Origin of the sequence: Agrobacterium sp. NPDC090283, from assembly GCF_044769685.1 — a bacterium.
Lineage (GTDB): Bacteria > Pseudomonadota > Alphaproteobacteria > Rhizobiales > Rhizobiaceae > Agrobacterium.
This window is the reverse complement of record NZ_JBIVYG010000011.1, coordinates 18,980-42,290: the sequence shown is the minus strand read 5'-3', so window position 1 is coordinate 42,290 and position 23,311 is coordinate 18,980. Positions and strand designations below refer to the sequence as shown.

The following is a 23,311-nucleotide window of genomic DNA, read 5'->3' as shown; positions in this document are numbered from 1 at the left end:
CTTTATCGTTGCCTTGTGACAATTTGTTCAGGAGGGCTTAAATTCACGTTATCGCAGGGTTTGTTGTCTGTCTATGCCTCTGAAACATCGAATTGTTTAGCAAATTCAAAGCCGGCTTCCGAAACACGATGGCTTGCCTGACGCCTTTTGTTTGGCGATATGTTAACGAGCGTTTCTGGATGAGGATCCATGTCCGACAAGAAATATTATGATGCCCAGCTGGATAAAGCCCGGCAGTTGCAAAATGGCGGCCAATATGCGGAAGCCAATGCGCTTCTCTTATCGCTGGTTGCAGCAAAGGACGGCCACCTGATGGGTGAGCGAACGGTGCTCGGCCTGCCGCGCCGGCTGCATGCGGCACGGCTGCGCCTCGCCAAGGCCGAGGGCGATATGGTCGCCAAGATCGGTTATCAATATACGCTTGTTCCACCCCCGCAGGTGCTGGAGAAATATGCGCGGTTTTCCAAGGAAGAACGTCGCACGATCAGCCTCAAGAGTCGTGAGGATGTGCCAAGGCTCATCCACCAGATATGGATCGGGGAAAAAGCCCCGCCGGTGTCGGTTGAGGCATGGGCCGCCCACGCTTCGAAGCATGGTTACGACTATCGGCTCTGGCGGGAGGCCGATCTTGAGCGGGAAGGGGTGTTTTCGAACGGCGTCTTCAAAACCATGCTGGACAAGGGCGATTATCCGGGTGCGGTGGATGTGGCCCGTTATATCCTGCTGGAGCGGTTTGGCGGCATCTATCTCGACTGCGACTGGTATCCGGCGCGGGACGATGCGAGCTTCGATACATTCCTGCCTCTGGCGGGGTTGACGGCGTTTGACGAAAAGACGCCGCGGGACACGGGGCAGGGCAGCATGCTGCTTGCCAATTCCTTCATCGCTGCGCCTGCCGGGCATCCGGTTTTCAGCAGGATGCTGGAAGCCTTTCCCGGGATTATCGAAGACATGCCGCGTGCGCCCGCCTGGTGGTCGACCGGTCCTTTGATCTTCACCATCGTCGCCCGGGCTGGCAGCATCAGCCTCGCGCCGGCGGGGTTCGTTGCCGCGTCCCTTCCCGACCGCGCCCCCTTTGAGACGGTAGAAGCGGTCAGGCGGAAACTTTCCACTGAGGCGAGCGGGCTGCTGATTGCCTGGAAATCATGGTGAGATGTCCTCGACCAGGTCTTTCGAAGAACGCCAGCGAGCGGCCGGATGCTTGGCGGTCACCTCGAAAAGTCGTCCCAGAAAGCGCCAGACATTGTCGTCATGCACGAGATGGTGGGTGAGGATGCCGGTCGTGCCGCCGTTTTCGGCGGCGCTCAGGATGCGGGTGGCGGTTTCGGCGAAAAGCACGTTGTCGTCGCGGCCGCCGCGGCTGCCGTGCCAGTCTATCACATCGACATGGGTGTTCAGGCAGGGCGGCAGGGTGGTTTTCTCCGGTCCGAAAACGGAGAGGGCGCGATATCCAAGGCCCGCCAGTGCCTTCACGATACCGGCATCTATGCGGTTCCACGGCGGCACGAGCATTGGCACCAAACGTCCGCCATGTAAGTCATGGAGTTTATCCAGTCCGGATTGCAATTCATCGAGAACGACGGCCGGATCGCGATGCGATCCGAGTTCCTGTTTCTTTTCCTTCTCGCCGGCATAATTCGTATGGGACCAGCCATGGACGGCGACCTGGGCGATATCAGACTCATCCAGATGCTGCGCGAGCCTGCCTGTCGTTGTCTCGGGAATGACCGCGAGCGTGACCGGAACGGAAAAGCCGCCGCAAAGATCGAGCAGCGTGTCGAGCGCTGGTGTCGGCTCCACGGCATCGTCGTCCCGGAGCCAGAGATCGGCGGATATGCCGCGCCGCCCGCAGTCGTCCAGTGCCGCAACGAGTTTTTCCAGACTCATGATGTTCGCGCCTTTGCTTGCAGCAGGATATGGTTCAGTTCTTTCGCGGCGTTTTCCAGAGACCGTTCGTTCCTGACGAATTGCCGGGCCGCCCGTGCCAGTTCTTCGCGCTGTCTGTCGTTGCCGAGCAGGGTGTTAATCGCATCGGCATAGGCGGCTCTATCATTTTCTGGTGTCAGTAATCCTGTGGCGCCGGATTTTACCACTTCGGGGACGCCGGCCACTTCTTCGGCCACGACGGGCAGGCCGGCGGCCTGCGCTTCGAGATAGGCGAGACCATAGGCCTCGCCATGGCCCGGCCAGACATAGAGAGAGGCTTTTGAAAGAAGCATTGCGATCTCGGCCGCGGTTTTTTCCCCGTGCCAGACGAGACGGTGATTGGGAAACACGCCGAACATGGCCTGCACGGCCGCGCGTTCCGGTCCGTCACCGACGATATCGAGCGCCCAGTCGAGATTCTGCGGCAACAGGGTGAGCGCTTCAGAAAGGGCGCGATAGCTGTCGAGCTTGTCACCCGGCCGCATCATGGCGACGGTGATGAGCCTTGCAGGTGTCGGTCGGGGTGTGTTTCTGAGAAAGGCCTCGGCGTCGATGAAGGGCCGCAACATCGCCCAACGAAGGGCGGGAGAGGCACGCACCAGCCCTTCACGATCCCGCGCGGTGAAGCAGATATTGATGGCGGCGGCGTTCAATGCGGCCAGCAAACCGTCCTGAACCGCCTGCCAGCCCATCCCATTCCGCTTGGGCGAATAGGACGCTTCGGCGGTGACATAGGGGATGCCGAAACGTCTGCCCAGTTCCGGTCCGAGCAAATCCGGGGCCTTGTAGTAGGGGTGGTAACAAAACCAGAGATCCGGCACGCCGTCGCGTCGCCAGCGCCGCGTGATGGTCTCGATTTCGCGCTCGGCCTCATCGGCGAGCAAGGCCCTTGCCGGGTCACCCGCCTGTTTCAGAAAACTGCGCAGTTGCGAGGCGACGGAAACATCGTGACCGCCCATCGTCATCGCTTTCATCAACAGGCGGGCCATCAGCCGGTCACCGGAGGGAACGGGATGGTTGGGCGATTTGAGCGGCGAATAAAAGGCGATCTTCATGGCGATGGTTGTGCGTCGCCGGTGGCGCGGGCGTCAACCGGAATTTGAAAGGGCCGAGCCTTGACAGGTCCGTCATTCTTGCCCAACTGAAAGGCATCTTTTGCACATGCGCGGAGCGTGACACGCTTTGACTTCCTCAGACATTTCCAAAACCCTGCTTTCCAGCATCGAAAACAAAAGCGCCAAAGCGGGGGTGATTGGCCTCGGCTATGTCGGTCTGCCGCTTGCCATGACAATCGCCAAAGGCGGTTTCAAGGTTGTCGGCTTCGATATCGATCCCGGTAAAATTACCGCTATCGAGGCCGGGCGCAGCTACATCGAGGCCGTCTCGGATGAGGTGTTGGCAAGTGTGAGACAGGATGACGGCTTTGTCGCCACCTCGGATTTCTCCAGGCTTGCCGAATGCGATGTCATTGCCATCTGCGTGCCCACGCCCCTGACGAAATATCGCGAGCCGGACCTGTCTTATGTCGAAAAGACCTGTCGCGATATTGCCGCCCATCTGCGCAAGGGACAACTCGTGGTTCTGGAATCGACCACCTATCCCGGCACGACGGACGGGGTGGTGAAGACCATTCTGGAAAGCACCGGGCTCGTCTCCGGTGTCGATTTCTTCATCGGCTTTTCGCCCGAACGGGAAGATCCCGGCAATCGCGATTTTGAGACCTCGACCATTCCGAAGGTCGTTGCCGGCGATGGCGAGGCGGCAGGTAAGCTGATGGCGGCCTTTTACGGTTCGGTGGTCAAAAAGATTGTTCCGGTTTCGACCAATGCCACGGCCGAGGCGGTGAAAATCACCGAAAACGTCTTCCGCGCCGTCAATATCGCGCTGGTCAACGAACTCAAGGTCGTTTACGAGGCCATGGGTATCGATATATGGGAAGTGATCGATGCGGCGAAGACCAAGCCGTTCGGTTTCATGCCGTTTTATCCCGGCCCGGGTCTTGGCGGCCATTGCATACCGATCGACCCTTTCTACCTCACCTGGAAATCACGCGAATATGAATTGCCGACGCGGTTCATCGAACTCGCCGGTGAAATCAATACCGGCATGCCGCGCCATGTCGTCGGGCGGGTCGCAGAGGCGCTCGATATTCATTCCGGCAAGGCGCTCAGCCGTTCGAAGGTGCTGGTCGTCGGTCTCGCCTATAAAAAGAATGTGCCTGACATTCGCGAAAGCCCCTCGCTGAAGCTCATCGAGCTTATTCAGGAGCGTGGCGGCGAAGCGGCCTATTTCGATCCCCACGTGGCCGAAATCCCGAAAACCCGGGAATATAGCCACCTGATGGGGATGAAATCCGTATCATGGGACAGACAGGCGATCGGCGCCTTCGACGCCGTTCTCGTTGCCACCGACCATGACAATGTCGATTATGCTGCTCTAAGCGAATGGGCGCCGCTTATCATCGACACACGCAATGTCTTCGCGCGTCGGGATATTTCCGCAAAACACATCATCAAGGCCTGATAACATGAGCCGACTCGATAGTTTCATTCGCCGTCTGACCGCGCAGCGGGATATTCTCAACCATGTCGCAACCGATCTCGATCTGCCGGGCGAAGGGGCGCTTATGGAAATCGGCCTTGGAAACGGGCGCACTTTCAATCACCTGCGGGAGCTGTTCCCCAACCGCCGCATCATCGCTTTCGACAGGGCCATGGGTGCCCATGCCTCCTCCGTTCCGGCGCAGGAGGATCTGGTGATCGGCGAAATATCGCAAACCGCTCCGGCTTTCGTCGGCACGGAAGCGGCGTTCGTGCATGCCGATATCGGCACGGGCTATCCGGAAAAGGATGCGGTCACCCTCACATGGCTGCCCGATCTTGCTGCGGGTATGCTGGCGAAAGGCGGCATCGCGGTCAGCGGCCTGCCTCTGGATCATTCCATGCTGAAACCGCTGCCGGTGCCGGCAAGCGTACCGACGGACCGCTATTTTCTCTATTGCAAGATTTGAAGTCGGTTGCTTCGCCAGGATTGTCGGAGCGATCTCATAAATAGCGCTCGCTCTCTTCTTTCGAGAGCAGGAAGACCTTCATTTGCGAGTTGCGCCCGCGAATGGCGATTTGTTCGCTTCTGAGGTCGGCAATCTCCTGTCCCGCCTGAATGATGGCCGGTTCTGAAACAACGATGGCGGCGCCGAACTCCTTGGCCTTGGATTCGAGCCTGCTTGCCACGTTGACGGTATCGCCTATCGCCGTCAGGGTTTTCGCGGCGCCATATCCCATGACGCCGACGATGGTCGGACCAGAGTGAATTCCAACCACCACTTCCAGCCGGACTGCGAATTGTTTCTCCAGCCCTTCGTTCAGGATCGAAAGCTCCCGCAATATGATTGCGGCTGCTTTCATGGCGTTGCGGCAGGCATTTTCCGCGTCATCGCCCAGTCCGAAAAGGGCCATGGCGCCATCGCCGATAAATTTGTCGAGATGGCCGCCGGCCTGCTCGACGGCCTGGCCGACAATGGTGAAATAGCGGTTGAGGAGAAACACGACGTCGTAAGGCAGCTTGGCCTCGGAAAGCGTAGTGAAGTTGCGCAGATCGCAGAAGAGGATGGCGATTTCCTCTTCCTTGCCGGGCCGGGCCGCCTGTGCATCCGTGGGCAGGTCGCTCTGCTGCGGTGGCGAGACCAGAAGCGCGATCTGGACATCGTGCACAGGGCGCAACTGACAGCCGAGTCGCACGTCCGAATCGGCATGGATGCGTCGCAACGTGGTTTGCTCGATGTCTCCGGGAGGCGGAAGCGGCCCTTTGCTGCCGAGAACCCTCACCCGGCAGGTGGAACAGCGTCCCTTGCCGCCACAGACGGAATAATGCGGAATGCCGGCCAGCCTGCTGGCCTCAAGGATGCTCAGTCCGGCCGGAACGCGCGCCTGTACACCATGTTCATAACGGATTTCGATGGCCGTCGATCTCTGCCGCCAGCTTCGCACGCCGCGCAACACGAAGACGAGCATCACGGCACCGGCGAAAAGCGCCTCTGTCGCGCCGGTGATGAACTGGATCTGCGTTTCCATCTCCCGCTGCAGCGGAATCTCGTCCCTTTGCACGGTTGTATCGGTAAGCCCCGGGGGGAGCGCATATTTTTTATCGACTTCTTCCAGCCAGCGGCCCGCATCGCTGAAGCCCAGCAGCGCCAGAAGTGGCAGCATCACCGCTACCGTCATGAATAGTCCGGCAATTCTCGGATACCAGTCCCGGTATCGCAGCCAGAAATACAGGCCGATACAGCCGTGAACCCATATGACGATCAGGGCGAGGCTTTGCCACGCTCCTCCCACGGGGTTGTTGATCCAGAGCCGGCGAACAACTGAGTAATAGCCGATGTCGATGCCGTAAAGCATGCGCGATACGCGGATATTGACGGCATGACCGATGATCAGAAACGGGATCGACAGGCCGAAGATGACCTGAAGCGCTTCGCGAAGCGGCATGCGCAGCGTTCTGCGCTGATAGAGCGAGCGTAGAACGAGGCAGACGTGCACGACAACCGAGCCATAAAAAAGCAGGCTGCTGACGGGGTTGAGCCAGATCAGGCTGAACCATTTTCGCGCCCGTTCGGCGGTGTCGATGGAGATGAGCGCGAGGGAATGATTGAAAAGATGGGAAAATACGAAAGCCAATATGATGAGGCCGGATAAAATCCGGGCGCGTCTCAAATTGGTCTCCGAAAAGAAACGGATCATGCAAATCCCATCATGTGGTCATTCGGCGCAGAATCATCATGTCGTACGTGATGGCATCCTTGTGCAGGGTGTCTCGTGGCAATATCGTGGAGCAATTGATCGGAAACGGTCAATTGTGCGTGTTCGAATACCCGCATGGCAAAAGATGTTGAATCAGGACTTTAAAAAAACGGTCGAACAGGCCAAACCTTCGCGGGAGCCAATTGCGATCAGAGTTCGATGATCTGGCCGTCCATGGCCGCAAATGCACCGCTGAACAGGGCTTTCGCCTGTTTTTCGATACTATCCAGTTCCTCGTCGCTGCGGCTTGGGGCGTGGTGGATGAAGCCGACATTTTTTGCACCGGCAAGTTTGGCGAGCCGGATTGCCTGTTGCCAGGAGGAGTGGCCGTAACCGCGATAGAGGCCCATTTCGTCATCGGTGAACATGGCGTCGTAAAGGAAAAGATCGACGTCCCTGATCAGGTCGAGCACGGTTTCGTCGATGCTGCCCGGCTCATGTTCGGTATCGGTGATGATGGCCAGCGACTTTCCTTCCCAGTCAAGCCGGTATCCGACGGCGTTGCCAGGGTGATTGAGCATTCCGGTTCTGATTGAAAGGCCAGGATGCACATCGAGTACATCGCCCGCCTTGAAGTCCCGCGTTGCGATCCTGGCGCAGCAAATCTCCAAGGGAACGGGAAACCAGGGCGGGCTCATGAAGTCCTTGAGCATTTCCCGGGTCGTCATGGTGCCGGCGAGGTGCCCCGACCAGATGGCGACATCGTTGGAGCTGTTATAAAAGGGTTTGAAATAGGGAAAGCCGACAATGTGGTCATAATGACAATGCGAGAAAAACAGGTTGACGTCGGTAATGCCTTCCGCCCGCAAGGCAAGGCCAGCCGGATGCAAGCCCGAACCCGCATCGAACAAAAGAACGTGATCACCGCATCTTACCTCGATGCAGATGGTATTCCCGCCGTATTTTCGGAAGTTTTCACCTGAAACGGGAAGCGTTCCCCGCGCACCCCAGATCTTTACCCGAAAATTTCTATTACTTTCCCGACTTCTCGTGTCGGAATCGAACGCCATGGCACACCCCAATAACAACGGAATCTTGCACGCTTTCCTCCCATGAAAGCCCGTTGTTTCTATAGATTCTTATATCCGCACATTTTCAGCGGACGTCTTTACCCCTTATTCAGTCAGCATTTCATTTATATTGCAATAGTACGACATTTATTTTTCCAATATCGCCATTCAAGGTAGCAAGGAATTGTCGTTTATGTCTTTACGCCTGCGCGTGCTTTGCTCAGCTCCGCCGTCGTCTGGGTCAGGCGTTCGGCGAGAACGCGCATGACCTTGATGGTGATGTCGGGGAAGTCGGACATGAGCTTGAAGAACTGTTCCTTGCCGATGCGCAGGGCTTCCACATTGGTGGAGGCGCGGATGGTTGCGGTTCTGACGCTGTCACAGAGGATGGCGATTTCACCGACGATGGCGTTGCCGGTCATCTCGGCCACTTTCAACGTGCCCGATGGGGAATCGACCAGAACATCCACTTTTCCGGTCAGGAGAACATAGGCCGCATCGCCGACATCTCCCTGTCGGAAGAGTATATCCCCGGCGTGATAGGACACCCGGTCGGATGCGAATGCGAGCAGCTTGAGTTTGGACGGTTCCATTTCCGAGAAAAACGGGACCCTTTTCAACATCTGAATTTCGTCTTTAAACAGCATTGCCTTACCCTGTTCTTGCTCCACCTCGGTCACGTTCTTGGACTTATGTTGCGACCATGTCCTTGAATGTACCGTTTTCCTCGGCGAGAGTCTCGTAACTTCCGTCAGCCGTGACCAGGCCCTGATGAACGACGATCACCCTCTCGAACATGCGTGAGAGGTGCGCATTCGACAGGACCCACACGATCGAGGGGTTATTGTTGTTCTGTTTCAGGAGTGTGATGACCCGTTCGACAATTTCCTCCTGCTGTCGAGGGTCGAGACCGGGAAGGGGGCGGTTGAAGACGTAATAATCGGATTTGCGGATCAGCGCCCGCGCGAGATTGAGCTTCTGGCGCTGAAGCGGGCCAAGCCGCTTGCCGCCGGCACCCAGGTTGAAATCCAGCCCCACCGCCAGCACGCGCTCGTAAACGCCCTGCTTGCGCATGACATCCGCGACGATGCGGGTAATGCGTCGCGAGGCGTCGGTATAGCGATGGCTCACCTTGCCGAAGAGAATATTGTCCAGAAGGCTGGTGGCGCTCATATATTTGGTCGGATCGTAGATTTCGATCACGTTTTTCAGGCTGTCAGGCAGGTTCTCGTGGAACATGTGCCGGACTTCGACGATCCGGTCCATGATTTCCGGCGACAGCAGGCCGAAACGCTGGCGGGGCTCGACATAGAAGAAGCTCAGCCGCAGCATCGCGCGTTTTTCGCTCTCATTGGCCTCGTCGAAACTTTTTCCCTGAAGCCGCTGCAGCATCTGTTGATAGACCGGAATGTCATCGGGCGTCATGAAGGTGAGTTGCTGGAAGAAAGGGTGGTCTCCCGGCAGGTCGGCGAAGATTTCCACGATGTTTTCGGCAATCGTATACCCCATTTCGAACAGGGTTTTGACGAGGCCGGTCTCGCGCATCAGCGAACGGAAATAGTCGCTCTCGATGACGACCCTGATCGTCTGGGAGGAGTCCCGCATGGTGCCGAACAGTAGGTTTTCACCGACCGTCGCCTCGCTGTTATAGCTTTCCAGCTCGAAGGGCGCGATGAGGCCGCTCAGATTTTCCTTTTCCAGTTCGGCGCGCAGCACATGTCGCAGTTCCACGATACGGGCGGCCAAGTGCAGGTCGCTCAGAGGATCGATCGTTGAGCGCAGGGCAAATTCCAGAATATCCTGCGATAGTTCCACGCTGTCGAGGACGGCCAGAATGGCCTGGATGAGGTTCTCCGGTTTGCCGTCCCCGGCCGGGCTGGAGGCGTAATCGATCCACTGGCTGTTGATGTCGATCAGCGGATTTCCCGCCATCTTGGCCTCGCGGATTTCCCATTTGCGATGCTCCAGCGCAGCACCCTCGTAGTTCTTGTCTGCGAGTGGTGCGTGTTTGAGACCGTAAAGCAGATTGTCCTTCAGGCTGGCGTGGAAAAAATAACTGTCCGAGGAGACGTAGGAAATGCGCCGTCCGGTCAGCGATTCCGGCAGTTCCAATATGTCGACATCGTTGATGCTGACCTTGCCCGAGGTTGGCCAGAGCGTGCGGCCGATTGCGTCCGCCAGCGCCTCGGCTCCCGAGCCGCCGACGATGGCAATCACCTCGCCCGGCTCGATCTTCAGCGATGCCTGCTCCAGAAGCCGGCTGCCGCTATCGTCTTCGAGCGTCAGATTGGCGATGACGAGCGGCGCGGCGATGGCCGCGACGGTTCCGGGGGATAGTTTCTGCACCTTGTCGTCGATCATGTTCGGCGTATTGAACTGTTCGAAGACCTGCTCATATTTTACCTGGACATCCTGTCGCGCCTGATCCCAGTCGATCAGTTCCTTCAGCGGTCCTGGCAGTTCCTTATAGGCGTTGATGACGGCGACCAGCTGCCCTACATCGAGGCTGCCCTTAAGGGTCAGATAACCGCCGAGCGCATAAAAGAAGAAGGGCGTGAGCTGCGCGAGGAAGTTGTTGATGAATTTGACCAGAAACTTCCACTGGTAGAGATCGTAACGAATCTTGAAGATATCGCCGAGCCGGTGCGAAGCGTCAGCGCGTTCGTAATTGGAGGTATCATAGGCGTGGATGGTGCCGATGCCGTCGACCATCTCGCCGATACGTCCGGCAAGCTGGCGCGCGCTCAACTGCCGCTGGCGGCCGAGTTCGATGAGGCGGCGGCGCATTTTGGGGATGATGCCGACCTGTATGGCGGCCATGAAAGCCGCGATCAGACCGAGCCATAAATTCTGCACGAGAATGAAGAAGAGCGCGGAGAGCGCCTGACCGCCGAGAAGCGCCGGCTGCACGAAGGCGTCGCCGGTAAAACCGCCGAGCGGTTCCACCTCGTCCTTCACCATGCTGGAGATTTCAGCGCCCTTCACCCGCTTGAAATGAGAGGGCGGGAACCGCAGGATCTTGTCGATCAGTTCAAAGCGGATACGCCGCAGAAGCCGTTCGCCAAGGCGGCCCTTGTAGGTATTGATGTAATATTTGAAGAGCCCGTTGATGATGACAAGCGCAAGGAACGTCAGACTGAGTGCCATCAGCATCGACATGCGGTTGAGTTCGAGCCCGGGGAATAAAGTCACGGTGCCCCAATAGGGAATATCGACCGTGATATGCATGAAAAGCTGCGTCGCATTCGCCCCTTCGAAACCATCCCCCTGAATTGGGCCGTTGACGATCTGCTTGGGCAGATCGAAGGCGAGGAAATAGGGGATCATCGACAGGGCCACGATCAGCAGAATGAAAAGCTGCTGCCGCCTCGTGTGCGACCAGATATAACGCGTAAGGCTTTGTTCCATATAAAACTTCTATGACCTGCCGGGCGAGGCTCGGCGTGTTGGTTTGCGCGGTGTCTAGACGATCCGGTGGCCGGGTGGCGCAACCTCCTCCTGCAAATAGGTATGGGACTCGCTATTTATCAGTATATTCAAGCGGTTTCGAGCAAAATAGCGGCCCCGCCGAGACTTGTCCGCCATCCCGACGCCTGTTTTTACAACGTGTGGGTGGCAGGCGATATAAATGCGACTATATTTTTAGACTTCTCTAATGTTGTTGTTTTTATTGTGGAACAGGCGTTAAGACGCTTCGATATAATGATCCCGTAGCGGTTGAGCCAGACACTGGCGTAATGATGGCAAGGTCGATGGCGATAGATATTTCAGAGCGTAAAGGCAGCGATCCGTCTCTTGATGCATTGTCGCTTTCCGGCATTGCCCTAAATGGGGCAGTTGCGCATCCGGTCTCTTTTGACGGGCTCACGGGGATTTTCCATCCGGCGCGCGAAGACGTCAGACAGCGCCATGCCGTTCTTTTCGTCAGCCCATGGGGCATGGAGGAGCTGTGCAGCCGCAAGTTTCAACGCATATTGGCCGAGCGGTTGGCCGCTTGCGGCGTCGCCAGCCTGCGATTTGACTATCTTGGCGCGGGTGATGCCCTTGATCCTGATGATGTGGGCCGTGCGGCGGACTGGGTTTTTGACGCGCGTGCAGCGCTCAACGGTTTGAAGCGTCTTTCAGGCTGCGCTGAGGTGGTTGTTGTCGCTCAGGGCGTCGGCTGCCTGATCGCGGTACAGGCGTTTGCCGATGTCGCCGAAGCGGGTTCCATGGCGCTTCTGGCGCCTGTCGTTTCCGGCCGCGCGTACCTGCGCGAGCTGGCTATGTGGTCGTCCATGATCGATGATGGCCTTGGCCTTCGGCCCGCGCAGCGCATGACGGAGGCGGGATCGATTGCCGGCATGGCCCTGCCTGCGGGTGTTGCGGATGCGATCAGGAAGGCCAATCTTTCAAATCTGACGGCCGCTCCGGCGCGCAGCATTCTGGCTCTTTCCCGACCGGGCCGCGTGACCGATGCCGATTTCGCCAAGCATCTCGCCGCGATTGGCGGTGAGGTGGAGGAGGCGGAGTTTTCAGGCTATGACGATCTCGTCTCTAGCCCTACGCTCTCGAAAATATCCGACGATGTGGTCAACCGGCTGGTCGATTGGATCCTCTCCCGAACCCAGGCCGAGAATTCGGTGACCCCTGAGGAGGATTTCACCCTCAATGCCCCGCAGCGTGGGCGCGGTTTTGTCGAGCAGCCGGTGCAATTTGGAGAAGGCGGACGGCTTTTCGGTATTTTTTGCGGACCGGACGGCCGGCAGGCGGTTTCCTCAGTTCTTCTGCTGGGCGCCGCCTATGATCGACATGCGGGCTGGGGCAGGCTTGCCGTAAAGATGGCCCGTATATTGGCGCGCGAGGGTGTGGCGTCGCTTCGCTTCGACGCGGCCAACATTGCCGACAGCCCTCCGGTCAAGAACGTGCCTGAGCAGGTTCTTTACGATGCCGCGCAGAATGACGACGTGGCTGCCGCACTCGATTTTCTCGGCAAGCGCGGCAAGGGGCCTTTCATTGCGGCGGGCCGGTGCAGCGGCGCGTATCTCGCCTTCAATGGCGCAATCGCCGATGAGCGGATCAGTGCCGTGGTTGCGGTCAATCCGGTTGTCTTCCACTGGCGCAAAGGCCGCTCGGTGGATGAGGCGCTGCATAAACGTCCGCGTTCCTTCGGGGAATACAGCCAGCGCTTTCGACAGGGCGCGACATTCAAGCGTCTCATCAGCGGCGATGTCGATGTGGCAAGTGCGGGGCTGAACATCGTCAAGGCGACGATCAAGAGGCTTTCGACAAAAACAGCAAAGCTGTTTCGCAGGGGCAGTGAAGAGGGGCGCGCCGTTTACGGCGCGTTCGACACATTAAAAGCGAATGATACCGCCGTTCATCTGCTCTACAGCGACAATGACGATGGCCTGGAGCACTTCCAATATTACTTTGACGCCAATGGCGAAGGACTAACCGCCTACAAGAACGTGTCGCTGACCATTATCCCCGATGCCGATCACAATCTTTCAACGCCGGAAGCCAAACAAATCTATATCGACGCGGTGAAGCGGCTGGCTCTCGAGCATTTGCAGTAAAAATGCTGGGCCGCCGTGCCCTAGAAGGAAAATCGCCGGCTGGAACCCAGTGACACGACCTCTCCGGAAGGCGGGGCTTCTGTCGCCGGGGTCTCCGGCAGGAGGCTGATTTTTCTGGTTTCGCCGGGGCCGAGATGGAACCAGTTTTCTGAGGCGTAGTAGCCCTGCACTTCGACATGGACGGATTGCGCCAGCCGGTCCGTGCCGATTTCAAGAGACCAGTTGCCGCTCGTTTCGCTGATCGTGGCCTGAAGGTTGGCGGCGTGCAGCGCCTTTTTCCGGCCGAGAGGGAAATGAAACGCGTCGGCGATCACATGTCCGGTCGCAACGTCGCGAAGCCGGGCGACCGTTACATCATGGGACGGAGGGCCGAAACGATAGGCATAGGTCGTATCGAAAAAGGCGCCGAACAAATCTGTTGCGGCAATGGTCTGGCTCTGTCGCTGCAAAAGCGTGAGCGGTCGTTTGGCGTGGACAACGGGTTGCACGCCTTCGCGCAGGCAGGTCAGTTCCAGCATGGCTTCGAGGCCGCCGCCGGTCTCGTTGACGAGATGGATATCCAGCCCGTTCGTGCCCTCATCGGAAAAAGTAACCTGGATAGGGCGGAACGCCCTTTTCAACGCGTGCCAGACAGATTTGGGCCGGCCAGTGGCATCGATGATACCCCAGCCCGCGCCGGGAACGATATCCTGCAGGGTCCAGACCAGAGCGCCCTGACAGGAGGAACCGCTGCGCCGCCATTCAGCGAAAGTCGCCTCCATGACCTCGGCCGTCGCGGCGCGGGACATGTCCAGATAAAGGCCGCCGTCTTCCCGCCGCAGCACATCCGGTTCGACGTCGTATAGCAGCTTCAGATAATGATCGCGAACATCCTCGAAATCCCAGGACGCGCCGCGATCGCGTGGTGCGCGGGCCTTCCATCGCGGATCGTGCACGGCCAGTCCGGGAAGATATCTGTCCAGCGTTTCCTGTTCGGGAATATTGGCGAAGGCCAGACACTCGGCGGCAAAGCGCAGATCGGCGCGACGCGCATCTTCCAGCGGGCGGCAATAGGCACCCACGCCGTAATAATGGCCGACCCCGGCATTGGGAAAGAACGGTAATGCGCCGCCTGAAGGAGAATTGGCGACATAGGCTGCATCCGGCCGCTTCTCGGCGACGAGTTCCGGCAGGACTGCCTCGGTGAGCGTTCCCTTCCATATCTGTTCCGGCAGGCCGAGCATCGCACCCTGCTGGTACATTTCACTGCCGCCGCAGAAAACGGCGAGCGACGGAGAAAGCTCGGTGGCCTCAAGGAACTGCGAGATTTCCGTGACGATATGCTGGCGCAGGCTCTCATCCTTTGCCGGGTAATCGAAATTGGCGAGCATGGCGTCCTGCCACACCAGAATGCCGAGTTCATCGCAAAGCGCGAAGAATTCCGGCGTCTCATAGGCCATGGTGCCGCCGATGCGGATCATGTTCATACCGGCTTGCGCGGCTTTCCGCAGCCATGGCTCATAGTCCGGTCTCGTTCCCGGCAAGCGCACAATGTCGGCCGTCGTCCAGACCGCGCCGCGGCAAAAGACGGGCTGGCCGTTCACCTTCAGGCCGAAACCATTGCCGTCGTCGCCGTGATCGATCTCAACCCTGCGGAAACCGGTGCGTCCCAGCCTCTGCTGCGAGCCGTCCAGTTCCAGAACTACGGCGTGCAGCGCCGGTCTGCCATGGGTGTGAGGCCACCATGTTTCGACATCGGGTATGCGGAGTTCGCCGGAAAACTTGCCATTCTCAACCTTGGAAAGATCGGCGCTGTAACCCGCGCAGCTCAACCGTACCGACGTTACAGGCCGGTTGGTTTCCAGTGCGATGCCGACTGTCCCCGTCCCTGCCTCGTCCAGTGAAGATCGGAGCGTGCACAGAACCCCGTCCTGCCTTATCAGGCTGATGGGGCGCCATGGGCCGGCGGCGTGGATTTCCGGGCACCAGCCGGGCATATAGCCGAGTGCGGTGGTGCGGATCAGCCGCAACCCCTGTGTATTCATCATCTGCGGCCGCCAGCGGGCGCGGGGGCCGGTTTTTTCAAGTCTCGGCGCAAGCGCCCGGAAGCAGATCGAAAGCTCGTCCGCGCCTGTGAGTTCGACGGGCACTTCCAGCCTTTCGAACATGCTCTGGCTGGCGGCGATCAGCTCGCCGTTGAAGAAGATTTCCGCAATGGTGGAAAGACCATCGAAGCGCAGGGTGGCACGCTCACTGGCATCGGAAATCATCGTCAGCCGGTACCAGGCATCCCTGTCATTGAGGGGCGCCGGGGCAAGGCGGTCGAATTTTCCGGCGGTTTCCAGCGCCTGCGCCACGGTGCCGGGAACGGAGACGTGGAAGCTTTCGAGCGATGCCGGAATATCGGATGGCGTCTCACAGGCATCGGCGGGCGTCAGCGTCAGCGTCCAGCCTTCACTCAGCAATTCCTCGCTTTCGCCGGGAAGATAGATCCTCACGCGGCCTCGCTGGCATCGGTGAGTTTAGCCGCAAGCGCTTTCATCACGCCGTCCCACGCATCCGCTGCTGGATTGAGCACGGTGGCCAGCGCTTCAAATTTGCGGCGGGTGACGGCGCGGGCGAGCTGGAACTGAACGGTTTTGGCAACCTCGGAAATCCTGAGCGCCTGGTCTCTCGCTTCAGAGAAACCGTCCGCGTCCAGCCATTCGAAATGGCTTGCCGCCAGTTCGAAATTGGCGCCGAGCTGGCGCAGCGTGTTGAAGGCATATTTGTGGAAGAAGCCAAAGGGCCTGTCGGCGACCTTTTCCACCTGCGCCGGAAAAACGCTGGCAAAAGCACGGACCGGGTTGGCGGAAGGTCGCCGCGAAAAATGAAATCTCAGCAGCCGTTCGGCCGTCTTGCGAATATGTGCGGGCGAGGAATTGCCGTCCGCGAATTTTGCAAATTCCGTATAGGGCAGGAAAGGCGGGTCGGTCTCGGCCAGGTGATGCTGGAACAGCCCGTCGAAATCCTCGCCGGAGAGATGGAAGAAGCCGGCATTGTGGAAATAATCGAGTTCCCGCTTTTCGAGATCGAGCCGGTTGATGGCGATGGTGGTCTTGCCGTGTTCCTTCCGGTATCCCACCCCATGGGTGTCGGGCATATAGAAGCTGTCCATCTCGATCAGGCAGATGCGGCCGCGCTCAAGCTGTGCCTCGATATGGTTTTCCACCTTATCGAAGATCGCAAGTTCGGTGGCGCGAACGCCATAAAGCGCTTCGAGGTCTTCCAGCGGCACCTTGAAGAAGGTGAACTGGTCGCCTTCGAAATCCTGCGTGAGCGTGAAACCGAACATGGCTTCCGGCGGCAGTCCTTTCGAGGCTAGTACCTCGATCCACAAATCGATGTAGCAATTGGTCTCCGGCCACATTCTTTCAGAGGAATGAAGCGGATGCTGCACATAGTTTTGGGGATCGAGACCCGGAAAAATCTGCCGCATGGATAATCAGCCCCAGAGGGTTTCCACGACCTTTGCAGGCCATTTTTTCACGTCGAGACCGTGATGGGCAAACAGTGCGAGTGCGATGCGCTCGAGGCCAAAACCGACGCAGGCGGTGTGGGCGACATCGCCATTTGCAAGATTGAGGCCCCATTTCTGGCCAAAGGCATCCTGATGGTAATTGAAGCTCATGCAGGCCGTCGGGCTGGTCGCTGACGTGACCGGGATCAAGAGCTCGAATTTCAGGTTCTGGTCGCGCTGGTTGTTGGCCAGCATCTTGCCGGCGCGGCCGAAGAAGGGATCATTGGCGATATCGATGGTGACGTCGAGCCCGACTGCCTTCATCATCTCGACGCCGCGATCCATCCAGGTCTGGCGGAATTCGGTGACGTCGGACTCGGTGCCCATGCAGACATATTCGCGCATGCGGAAAAGCTGCTGGCGGGCCGGATCCTTGGAAGGCTCATGGCGGAAGCAATAGGACTGGATGTCATAGAGACCGCCGCCGGCAGGCAAGGCGCCACGCTTGGCAATCGTCGGATAAAGCGGATAGCAGGCCGCCGGCGTCAGCACGATGTCGGTGGCTTTCTGGTCCTTCGTCCAGTCGCCGCCCTCATCCATGGTCTTCAGCAGGCTGACATGGTCGAGTTCGCAGCCGCAGAAGGAATGGACCGTGCCGGCGAGCTGCGGGAAGCTCTTCATGTAACCGCTCTTTTCGAAATAGGCGCGGTTGATGCCGGGTGGAAAGCGGATCGCTTCGGCGCCATCGGCGCCACCGGTGCGGTCGATCAGCCGCTCGAATGCGGCAATCACATCCTCGAACTGGCCGCTGCGTCCATAAAGACCGTCCACACCCGTTTCAATCAGCAGGCCTTCTTCGAACAGTCGATCGAGAAACGATGTTTGCATGTCCATGGTCTTATCCCAAGAGGCTGGTGTCCTGCCTGTGAACCAGCAGGAGATTGGCGGAATTGCCGAGAATGCGGTCGTTGGAAATCATCAGCCGGGCGGAATGCGCGTCGCGCAGGTGCCGGCCGAGGCTATAGGGCGTGCCGTTCTTGTAACCCATGATGCCGCAGACCAGCATGGCGTGGTCGATGATCTCGAGAATGGTTTCCGAAGAGCAGATCTTCACATTGTTCATGGCAACGGCAAAGGCCATGGACATCAGTTTTTCCGGATCGCTCTTGGTGTCCTCGTAAGCCTTGATGCCGGCGATGATGTTGGATTTGACCACCTGCAGCTTGGTGGAAACCTCGGCAAGACGGATCGCGCCCGGAGGGGCGGTGCCGGGCGATTTGCGGGCCGCGGCTCTGACGAAGGATTGCGCGCGCAGCACCGCGTCGGAGGCGATGCCATACCAGACGGCGCTCCACAGGAGATGCGAGCTTGCAAGCATGGATTGCGCGGCGATTTCCGCGAAAGGTTTCGGGAAAATCTGTGCCGCCGGCGCTTCGCCGCGGAACAGGAAGCCGTCCGAACAGGTGCCACGCATGCCGAGCGTATCCCAGACATGGGTCTTTTCGAGCGTATACTGGTTTTTCAGGAATACGGTCATCACCTGATCGGCGGGCGCGGCATCCTTGTGGGCGCGCGAGGTGATGAGTATCGCATCGGCATTGCTGCCGTAGGAAATGACGGTGGCATCCTTTTCCAGCCGGCAGTTATCGCCTTCGACTTCGATCGCGCAGATGGAGTTGCGCAGATTGCCGCCAATGCCGCCCTCGGTGGTGGCGGAGCCGAGGAGCAACTGTTCGCCGGCAACGCGGCGCATGAAGCCCGGATGCCAGCTGCTCTCAACGCCATGTTCCACCAGGCTGGACAGCTTGATGTGGTGCATGGCGAAAATCATCGCGGTCGCTGAACAGGCCTGGCCGAGCCGGGCGCAGATATCGGCGATCTCCTGAACGGAGGCGCCTTCGCCGCCGAGCGAGGAGGGCACCTGAATGCCGAGCAGACGTTCCTGCCGCAAGGCATCGACGGCTTCCTGCGGGAAGCGGCCGGTGACATCCACCTCATCCGCATGCTTTGCGGCAATGATCGCGACACGGCCCGCGCGCGCGGACAGCGTTTCATCCTGCGGCGCCACGGTCACGTTCATCAGGCTGCCTCTTTACCATCCAGAATGAGCTTAACGGTGTCTTCAATCGCCCTGATGCTCGCAAAGGACTTGCGGTTCAGCAGATTGTCCGGGAATTCGATATCGAAAGCTTCTTCAATACCCAGCATCAATTGCACCGACGCAAAGGAAGAAAGGCCCGCTGCATAAAGATCGGCTTCATCTGCAATCGTATCGACAGGGGTGGGAAGCTGGCCGAATTTTGCCAGTATTTCACGAATAGTCGCATTCATTCCGACGTATCTCCAATGAAATCAACACTAGGAAGGTTTGTGCTTATCGTTATGCCGCAAACGATAATATTCACCTAAACCGTTAGGTTAATTACAACTAACGGCAGCATGCGCCATTCCCGCACCTTTGCCAAGCGTTGATCGGCGGCCTTGACAAAAGCCGGGCGGTGTCTTTTGCTGTGGCCATTCACCAGGGGTGTCCCGTCAAGGGGCTGAGATTCTGCTTTCATGCGCAGTGACCCGTTGAACCTGATCCAGTTCATACTGGCGTAGGGACGGTGCAAAGACCTGATGTCGGCTGGCGTGTGCAATACGCTGTCGGCACTTCGGTATTTTCCATCATTCCGGCTCGAACTGGGTCTCCACAGTCAAACTTTGGAGCCTCAAGATGAATATCGCTGCCAAGACTATCCCGCTGTCGGTTACCACCGGACCGCATGCCGCCTCCACGAAAATCCATAAACCGGGAATCCTTCATCCGCATATTCGCGTGCCGATGCGCGAGATCGCGGTGCACCCGACGGCGGGTGAACCGCCGGTAACGGTCTATGATTCCTCCGGCCCCTATACCGATCCGACCCATCCCGTTCTGATTGAAAAGGGTCTGCCGCGACTGCGTCACGACTGGGTCGTGGCGCGCGGCGATGTCGAGGCTTATGAGGGCCGGCACGTCAAACCGGAGGATAACGGCTTTGCCACCGGCGAGCGGCTGACGCCGGAATTTGGCGTGCGCCACCAGCCGCTTAAAGCGACGGCGGGCAAGGCGGTGACGCAGCTTGCCTATGCGCGGGCCGGTATCATCACGCCGGAAATGGAATTCATCGCCATCCGCGAAAATCTCGGACGCGAGGCTGCGAAGGAAAAGCTTGCGCGTGACGGCGAGAGTTTCGGTGCGCATATCCCTGATTATGTCACGGCGGAATTCGTGCGTCAGGAAGTGGCGGCCGGCCGTGCCATCATTCCCGCCAACATCAACCACCCGGAACTTGAGCCGATGATCATTGGCCGCAATTTCCTGGTGAAGATCAACGCCAATATCGGCAATTCCGCCGTCACCTCCTCCATGGCGGAAGAGGTGGAGAAGATGGTCTGGGCGATCCGCTGGGGTGCCGATACCGTCATGGACCTCTCGACCGGGCGCAACATCCACAATATCCGCGAATGGATCATCCGCAATTCGCCGGTGCCGATCGGCACGGTGCCGCTTTATCAGGCGCTGGAGAAGGTCAACGGCATTGCCGAGGACCTCAACTGGGACGTGTTTCGTGATACGCTGATCGAGCAGGCGGAGCAGGGCGTCGACTATTTCACCATTCATGCCGGTGTGCGGCTGCATTATATTCCGCTCACCGTCAACCGCGTCACCGGCATCGTCTCGCGCGGCGGGTCGATCATGGCCAAGTGGTGTCTGCATCACCACAAGGAAAGTTTCCTCTATGAGCATTTCGAGGAGATTTGCGATATCTGCCGCGCTTACGATGTCTCCTTCTCGCTGGGTGACGGCCTGCGGCCCGGTTCGATTGCCGACGCCAATGACGCCGCGCAGTTCGCGGAGCTGGAGACGCTCGGCGAGTTGACGCAGATCGCCTGGGCTAGGGATTGCCAGGTGATGATCGAAGGCCCCGGCCATGTGCCGATGCACAAGATCAAGGAGAATATGGACAAGCAGCTGAAGACCTGCGGCGAGGCGCCCTTCTACACGCTTGGGCCGCTCACGACAGATATCGCGCCCGGTTACGACCATATCACCTCAGGCATCGGGGCGGCGATGATCGGCTGGTTCGGCACGGCCATGCTCTGCTACGTCACGCCGAAGGAACATCTTGGCCTGCCGGATCGTAACGACGTGAAGGTCGGCGTTATCACCTACAAGATCGCCGCGCATGCCGCCGATCTTGCCAAGGGCCATCCGGCTGCGCAGGTGCGGGACGATGCGCTGTCACGCGCAAGGTTCGAGTTCCGCTGGGAAGACCAGTTCAACCTGTCGCTGGACCCGGATACGGCGCGGTCCTTCCATGACGAGACCCTGCCGAAGGAGGCGCACAAGGTCGCGCATTTCTGCTCCATGTGCGGGCCGAAATTCTGCTCGATGCGGATTTCCCACGATATCCGCGCCGAGGCGCAGAAGGAGGGGCTGGAGGCCATGGCCGCACGCTTCAAGGAAGGCGGCGAGCTTTACATGCCGCTTTCGACGCCCGCGAGTGCCGAATAACATGCGTGTTCTCATCAAGGGAACGGGGGTCGCCGGCTTGACGGCGGCCTTCGAACTGGCGCGGAACGGCATTAGCGTCGAGGTTTGCGAGCGCAATGCCGAACCCTCTCGCGGCGCATCCTGGTATGCGGGCGGCATGCTGGCGCCCTGGTGCGAGCGCGAAAATGCGGAAGCGGCGGTTCTGACGCTCGGCCAGGCGGCGCTCGACTGGTGGGATACAGCGGTCCCCGGCCTTGTGGTCCGCAATGGCACGCTGGTCGTCGCACCCGCCCGTGACAAGGCGGAGCTATCCCGTTTCGCCTCGCGGACCAGCGGTTATCGCTGGATGGATGAGGGCGAAATCGCCGGTCTGGAGCCCGATCTTGCCGGCCGCTTCAGGTCCGGACTTTATTTCCCCGACGAAGGGCATCTCGATCCGCGCCTCGCGCTGCAATCGCTATATGAGCGGCTTTGCCTCATGGGTGTGCGGTTCCACATGGGTACTCCGCTGGACGAACAGCCGTTCGACCGGGTCGTGGATTGCACCGGGCCTGCGGCGGTGGGAACGATTTCCAGCCTTCGCGGTGTGCGGGGGGAGATGCTCTATCTCGGCACGCGGGAGGTTTCTCTTTCTCGTCCCGTCCGGCTGCTGCATCCGCGCATTCCGCTTTACATCGTGCCGCGCGAGCCCGGTCGTTTCATGGTGGGCGCAACGATGATCGAAACCGAGGATGCGGGCGCCATTTCCGCCCGCTCGATGATGGAATTCCTGAATGCCGCCTATGCCGTGCATCCGGCCTTTGCGGAAGCGGAAGTCATCGAGACGGGCACCGGCGTGCGCCCAGCCTATCCGGATAATCTGCCTGATGTCACGCAGGATGGCAGGACCATTTTCATCAACGGCGCGCACCGGCACGGCTTTCTGCTCTCGCCGGCGATGGCGCGGCAGGCGGCTGAAATCGTCTGCCAAACACTCTCTAAAAAGGAAAAGGATCATGAAACTTCTGGTGAATGGCGACGAGCTTGATCTCGCCGCCGAGACGCTGGCCGGCCTGCTCGCCAGCCTCGAATACGAGGGTGAGTGGCTGGCGACGGCGGTAAACGGCGATCTGGTGCATTCGGAAGAGCGTGCCGATTATAAGCTGAAGGCTTTCGACCGTATCGAAATCCTTTCGCCGATGCAGGGAGGCTGAAACCATGCTGACGCTTTATGGCCGTGAGGTCTCGTCCCGTCTTCTCCTCGGCACGGCGCGCTATCCATCTCCCGCCGTGCTTGCCGATGCGGTGCGGGCGAGCAACACGGATATTCTGACGATTTCGCTGCGCCGGGAAACGGCGGGCGGCAAGAAAGGCGGTCAGTTTTTCGAACTGATCCGCGAGCTGGATCGCCACATTCTGCCCAATACCGCCGGTTGCCACACGGTCAAGGAAGCGGTGCTGACGGCAAAGATGGCCCGTGAGGTGTTCCGCACCGACTGGATCAAGCTGGAGGTCATCGGCCACCATGACACGTTGCAGCCTGACGTCTTCGCACTTGTCGAAGCGGCGAAAATTCTCTGTGACGATGGTTTCGAAGTCTTTCCCTATACGACCGACGATCTGGTCGTCGCCGAAAAGCTGCTGGAGGCGGGTTGCAGGGTATTAATGCCCTGGTGCGCGCCGATCGGCAGCGCCATGGGACCGCTCAATCTGACGGCGCTGAAATCCATGCGGGCGCGTTTTCCGGATGCGCCCTTGATTGTCGACGCCGGTATCGGCCGCCCGTCGCATGCGGTCACGGTGATGGAACTCGGATACGATGCTGTTCTGCTCAACACGGCGGTGGCGGGCGCGGGAGACCCGGTCGGCATGGCGGAGGCCTTTGCCCGGGCCATAGAGGCTGGCCACCAGGCATATCTCTCCGGGCCGCTGGAACCGAGGGACATGGCCGTTCCCTCGACGCCCGTGATCGGAACCGCCGTTTTTTCCTGATTACGGCTTGTCGTCGACATCAGGCCCGTCACGTTTTGCGTTGACAG

19 protein-coding genes and 1 riboswitch are annotated in these 23,311 nt (G+C 59.1%); of the genes, 8 read left to right on the top strand and 11 right to left on the bottom strand.

Annotated elements, in window-relative coordinates; genetic code table 11:
- Positions 1-189: 189 nt before the first annotated feature.
- Positions 190-1,152: a glycosyltransferase family 32 protein gene (locus tag ACIQUH_RS16680; protein ID WP_400817023.1), complete on the top strand. Its 963-nt coding sequence runs from the start codon at positions 190-192 to the stop codon at positions 1,150-1,152.
- Here ACIQUH_RS16680 and ACIQUH_RS16675 read toward each other — a convergent pair.
- Entirely contained in the window at positions 1,144-1,887 is a 744-nt protein-coding gene (locus ACIQUH_RS16675; RefSeq protein ID WP_400817021.1) for a polysaccharide deacetylase family protein, read from the bottom strand. The genes ACIQUH_RS16680 and ACIQUH_RS16675 overlap by 9 nt on opposite strands.
- A complete protein-coding gene (locus tag ACIQUH_RS16670) occupies positions 1,884-2,981 on the bottom strand; it encodes a glycosyltransferase family 4 protein (RefSeq protein WP_400817019.1) in 1,098 nt (365 codons plus the stop codon). Before ACIQUH_RS16670 ends, ACIQUH_RS16675 begins: the two co-directional genes overlap by 4 nt.
- 127 nt (positions 2,982-3,108) lie before the next feature.
- Here ACIQUH_RS16670 and ACIQUH_RS16665 point away from each other — a divergent pair, with 127 nt between their 5' ends.
- Both ACIQUH_RS16665 and ACIQUH_RS16660 read left to right on the top strand, forming a co-directional pair.
- Positions 3,109-4,449 (top strand): nucleotide sugar dehydrogenase, encoded by a 1,341-nt coding sequence (locus ACIQUH_RS16665; RefSeq protein WP_400817017.1) that lies wholly within the window; start codon positions 3,109-3,111, stop codon positions 4,447-4,449.
- Positions 4,450-4,453: 4 nt separating this feature from the next.
- Positions 4,454-4,936 carry a class I SAM-dependent methyltransferase gene (locus tag ACIQUH_RS16660; protein ID WP_400817015.1) on the top strand — a complete coding sequence of 161 codons (483 nt, stop codon included), beginning with the start codon at positions 4,454-4,456 and terminating at the stop codon, positions 4,934-4,936.
- Positions 4,937-4,970: 34 nt separating this feature from the next.
- On the opposite strand, the gene ACIQUH_RS16655 is transcribed toward ACIQUH_RS16660, so the two are convergent.
- The 4 genes from ACIQUH_RS16655 to ACIQUH_RS16640 form a co-directional block, all read right to left on the bottom strand.
- Positions 4,971-6,665 carry an adenylate/guanylate cyclase domain-containing protein gene (locus ACIQUH_RS16655; protein WP_400817013.1) on the bottom strand — a complete coding sequence of 565 codons (1,695 nt, stop codon included), beginning with the start codon at positions 6,663-6,665 and terminating at the stop codon, positions 4,971-4,973.
- Between the two features lie 209 nt (positions 6,666-6,874).
- The gene (locus ACIQUH_RS16650) at positions 6,875-7,576 is read right to left on the bottom strand and encodes an MBL fold metallo-hydrolase (RefSeq protein WP_400817255.1); all 702 of its coding nucleotides are present in this window, start codon (positions 7,574-7,576) and stop codon (positions 6,875-6,877) included.
- Between the two features lie 350 nt (positions 7,577-7,926).
- Positions 7,927-8,382 (bottom strand): cyclic nucleotide-binding domain-containing protein, encoded by a 456-nt coding sequence (locus ACIQUH_RS16645; protein ID WP_400817011.1) that lies wholly within the window; start codon positions 8,380-8,382, stop codon positions 7,927-7,929.
- Between the two features lie 43 nt (positions 8,383-8,425).
- On the bottom strand, positions 8,426-11,143 hold the full coding sequence (locus ACIQUH_RS16640; protein ID WP_400817009.1) for an ABC transporter transmembrane domain-containing protein: 2,718 nt from the start codon (positions 11,141-11,143) through the stop codon (positions 8,426-8,428).
- A gap of 344 nt (positions 11,144-11,487) precedes the next feature.
- Between ACIQUH_RS16640 and ACIQUH_RS16635 the strand changes: the two genes are divergently transcribed.
- The gene (locus tag ACIQUH_RS16635) at positions 11,488-13,293 is read left to right on the top strand and encodes a serine aminopeptidase domain-containing protein (RefSeq protein WP_400817007.1); all 1,806 of its coding nucleotides are present in this window, start codon (positions 11,488-11,490) and stop codon (positions 13,291-13,293) included.
- Positions 13,294-13,313: 20 nt separating this feature from the next.
- On the opposite strand, the gene ACIQUH_RS16630 is transcribed toward ACIQUH_RS16635, so the two are convergent.
- From ACIQUH_RS16630 to ACIQUH_RS16610, 5 genes are read right to left on the bottom strand one after another with little or no spacing between them, the layout of a single operon-like run.
- Positions 13,314-15,770 carry a glycosyl hydrolase 2 galactose-binding domain-containing protein gene (locus ACIQUH_RS16630; protein ID WP_400817005.1) on the bottom strand — a complete coding sequence of 819 codons (2,457 nt, stop codon included), beginning with the start codon at positions 15,768-15,770 and terminating at the stop codon, positions 13,314-13,316.
- Positions 15,767-16,750, bottom strand: a complete 984-nt coding sequence (locus ACIQUH_RS16625; RefSeq protein WP_400817003.1) for a DUF1839 family protein — start codon at positions 16,748-16,750, stop codon at positions 15,767-15,769. Before ACIQUH_RS16625 ends, ACIQUH_RS16630 begins: the two co-directional genes overlap by 4 nt.
- A 6-nt stretch (positions 16,751-16,756) precedes the next feature.
- The gene (locus ACIQUH_RS16620) at positions 16,757-17,665 is read right to left on the bottom strand and encodes an amino acid--[acyl-carrier-protein] ligase (protein ID WP_400817001.1); all 909 of its coding nucleotides are present in this window, start codon (positions 17,663-17,665) and stop codon (positions 16,757-16,759) included.
- A gap of 4 nt (positions 17,666-17,669) precedes the next feature.
- The gene (locus ACIQUH_RS16615; RefSeq protein ID WP_400816999.1) at positions 17,670-18,851 is read right to left on the bottom strand and encodes an acyl-CoA dehydrogenase family protein; all 1,182 of its coding nucleotides are present in this window, start codon (positions 18,849-18,851) and stop codon (positions 17,670-17,672) included.
- On the bottom strand, positions 18,851-19,102 hold the full coding sequence (locus ACIQUH_RS16610) for an acyl carrier protein (RefSeq protein ID WP_003521307.1): 252 nt from the start codon (positions 19,100-19,102) through the stop codon (positions 18,851-18,853). The genes ACIQUH_RS16615 and ACIQUH_RS16610 overlap by 1 nt, the downstream gene beginning before the upstream one ends.
- A 182-nt stretch (positions 19,103-19,284) precedes the next feature.
- A riboswitch (TPP riboswitch) is annotated at positions 19,285-19,396 on the top strand.
- A gap of 94 nt (positions 19,397-19,490) precedes the next feature.
- Between ACIQUH_RS16610 and thiC the strand changes: the two genes are divergently transcribed.
- From thiC to ACIQUH_RS16590, 4 genes are read left to right on the top strand one after another with little or no spacing between them, the layout of a single operon-like run.
- On the top strand, positions 19,491-21,314 hold the full coding sequence (gene thiC, locus ACIQUH_RS16605; protein WP_400816996.1) for a phosphomethylpyrimidine synthase ThiC: 1,824 nt from the start codon (positions 19,491-19,493) through the stop codon (positions 21,312-21,314).
- Position 21,315: 1 nt separating this feature from the next.
- Complete coding sequence (gene thiO / locus ACIQUH_RS16600; RefSeq protein WP_400816994.1) at positions 21,316-22,320, top strand: glycine oxidase ThiO; 1,005 nt, start codon at positions 21,316-21,318, stop codon at positions 22,318-22,320.
- A complete protein-coding gene (thiS, locus tag ACIQUH_RS16595; protein ID WP_003521310.1) occupies positions 22,289-22,486 on the top strand; it encodes a sulfur carrier protein ThiS in 198 nt (65 codons plus the stop codon). Before thiO ends, thiS begins: the two co-directional genes overlap by 32 nt.
- Before the next feature lie 4 nt (positions 22,487-22,490).
- A complete protein-coding gene (locus tag ACIQUH_RS16590; protein ID WP_400816992.1) occupies positions 22,491-23,264 on the top strand; it encodes a thiazole synthase in 774 nt (257 codons plus the stop codon).
- Positions 23,265-23,311 lie beyond the last annotated feature (47 nt).

What these genes read in the sequence shown, in the direction of transcription:
- ACIQUH_RS16680 (WP_400817023.1), top strand. Translation starts at nt 190, where the DNA reads ATGTCCGACAAGAAATATTATGATGCCCAGCTGGATAAAGCCCGGCAG.
- ACIQUH_RS16675 (WP_400817021.1), bottom strand. Translation starts at nt 1,887, where the DNA reads ATGAGTCTGGAAAAACTCGTTGCGGCACTGGACGACTGCGGGCGGCGC.
- ACIQUH_RS16670 (WP_400817019.1), bottom strand. Translation starts at nt 2,981, where the DNA reads ATGAAGATCGCCTTTTATTCGCCGCTCAAATCGCCCAACCATCCCGTT.
- ACIQUH_RS16660 (WP_400817015.1), top strand. Translation starts at nt 4,454, where the DNA reads ATGAGCCGACTCGATAGTTTCATTCGCCGTCTGACCGCGCAGCGGGAT.
- ACIQUH_RS16655 (WP_400817013.1), bottom strand. Translation starts at nt 6,665, where the DNA reads ATGATCCGTTTCTTTTCGGAGACCAATTTGAGACGCGCCCGGATTTTA.
- ACIQUH_RS16645 (WP_400817011.1), bottom strand. Translation starts at nt 8,382, where the DNA reads ATGCTGTTTAAAGACGAAATTCAGATGTTGAAAAGGGTCCCGTTTTTC.
- ACIQUH_RS16640 (WP_400817009.1), bottom strand. Translation starts at nt 11,143, where the DNA reads ATGGAACAAAGCCTTACGCGTTATATCTGGTCGCACACGAGGCGGCAG.
- ACIQUH_RS16635 (WP_400817007.1), top strand. Translation starts at nt 11,488, where the DNA reads ATGGCGATAGATATTTCAGAGCGTAAAGGCAGCGATCCGTCTCTTGAT.
- ACIQUH_RS16625 (WP_400817003.1), bottom strand. Translation starts at nt 16,750, where the DNA reads ATGCGGCAGATTTTTCCGGGTCTCGATCCCCAAAACTATGTGCAGCAT.
- ACIQUH_RS16620 (WP_400817001.1), bottom strand. Translation starts at nt 17,665, where the DNA reads ATGGACATGCAAACATCGTTTCTCGATCGACTGTTCGAAGAAGGCCTG.
- ACIQUH_RS16615 (WP_400816999.1), bottom strand. Translation starts at nt 18,851, where the DNA reads ATGAACGTGACCGTGGCGCCGCAGGATGAAACGCTGTCCGCGCGCGCG.
- ACIQUH_RS16610 (WP_003521307.1), bottom strand. Translation starts at nt 19,102, where the DNA reads ATGAATGCGACTATTCGTGAAATACTGGCAAAATTCGGCCAGCTTCCC.
- thiC (WP_400816996.1), top strand. Translation starts at nt 19,491, where the DNA reads ATGAATATCGCTGCCAAGACTATCCCGCTGTCGGTTACCACCGGACCG.
- thiO (WP_400816994.1), top strand. Translation starts at nt 21,316, where the DNA reads ATGCGTGTTCTCATCAAGGGAACGGGGGTCGCCGGCTTGACGGCGGCC.
- thiS (WP_003521310.1), top strand. Translation starts at nt 22,289, where the DNA reads ATGAAACTTCTGGTGAATGGCGACGAGCTTGATCTCGCCGCCGAGACG.
- ACIQUH_RS16590 (WP_400816992.1), top strand. Translation starts at nt 22,491, where the DNA reads ATGCTGACGCTTTATGGCCGTGAGGTCTCGTCCCGTCTTCTCCTCGGC.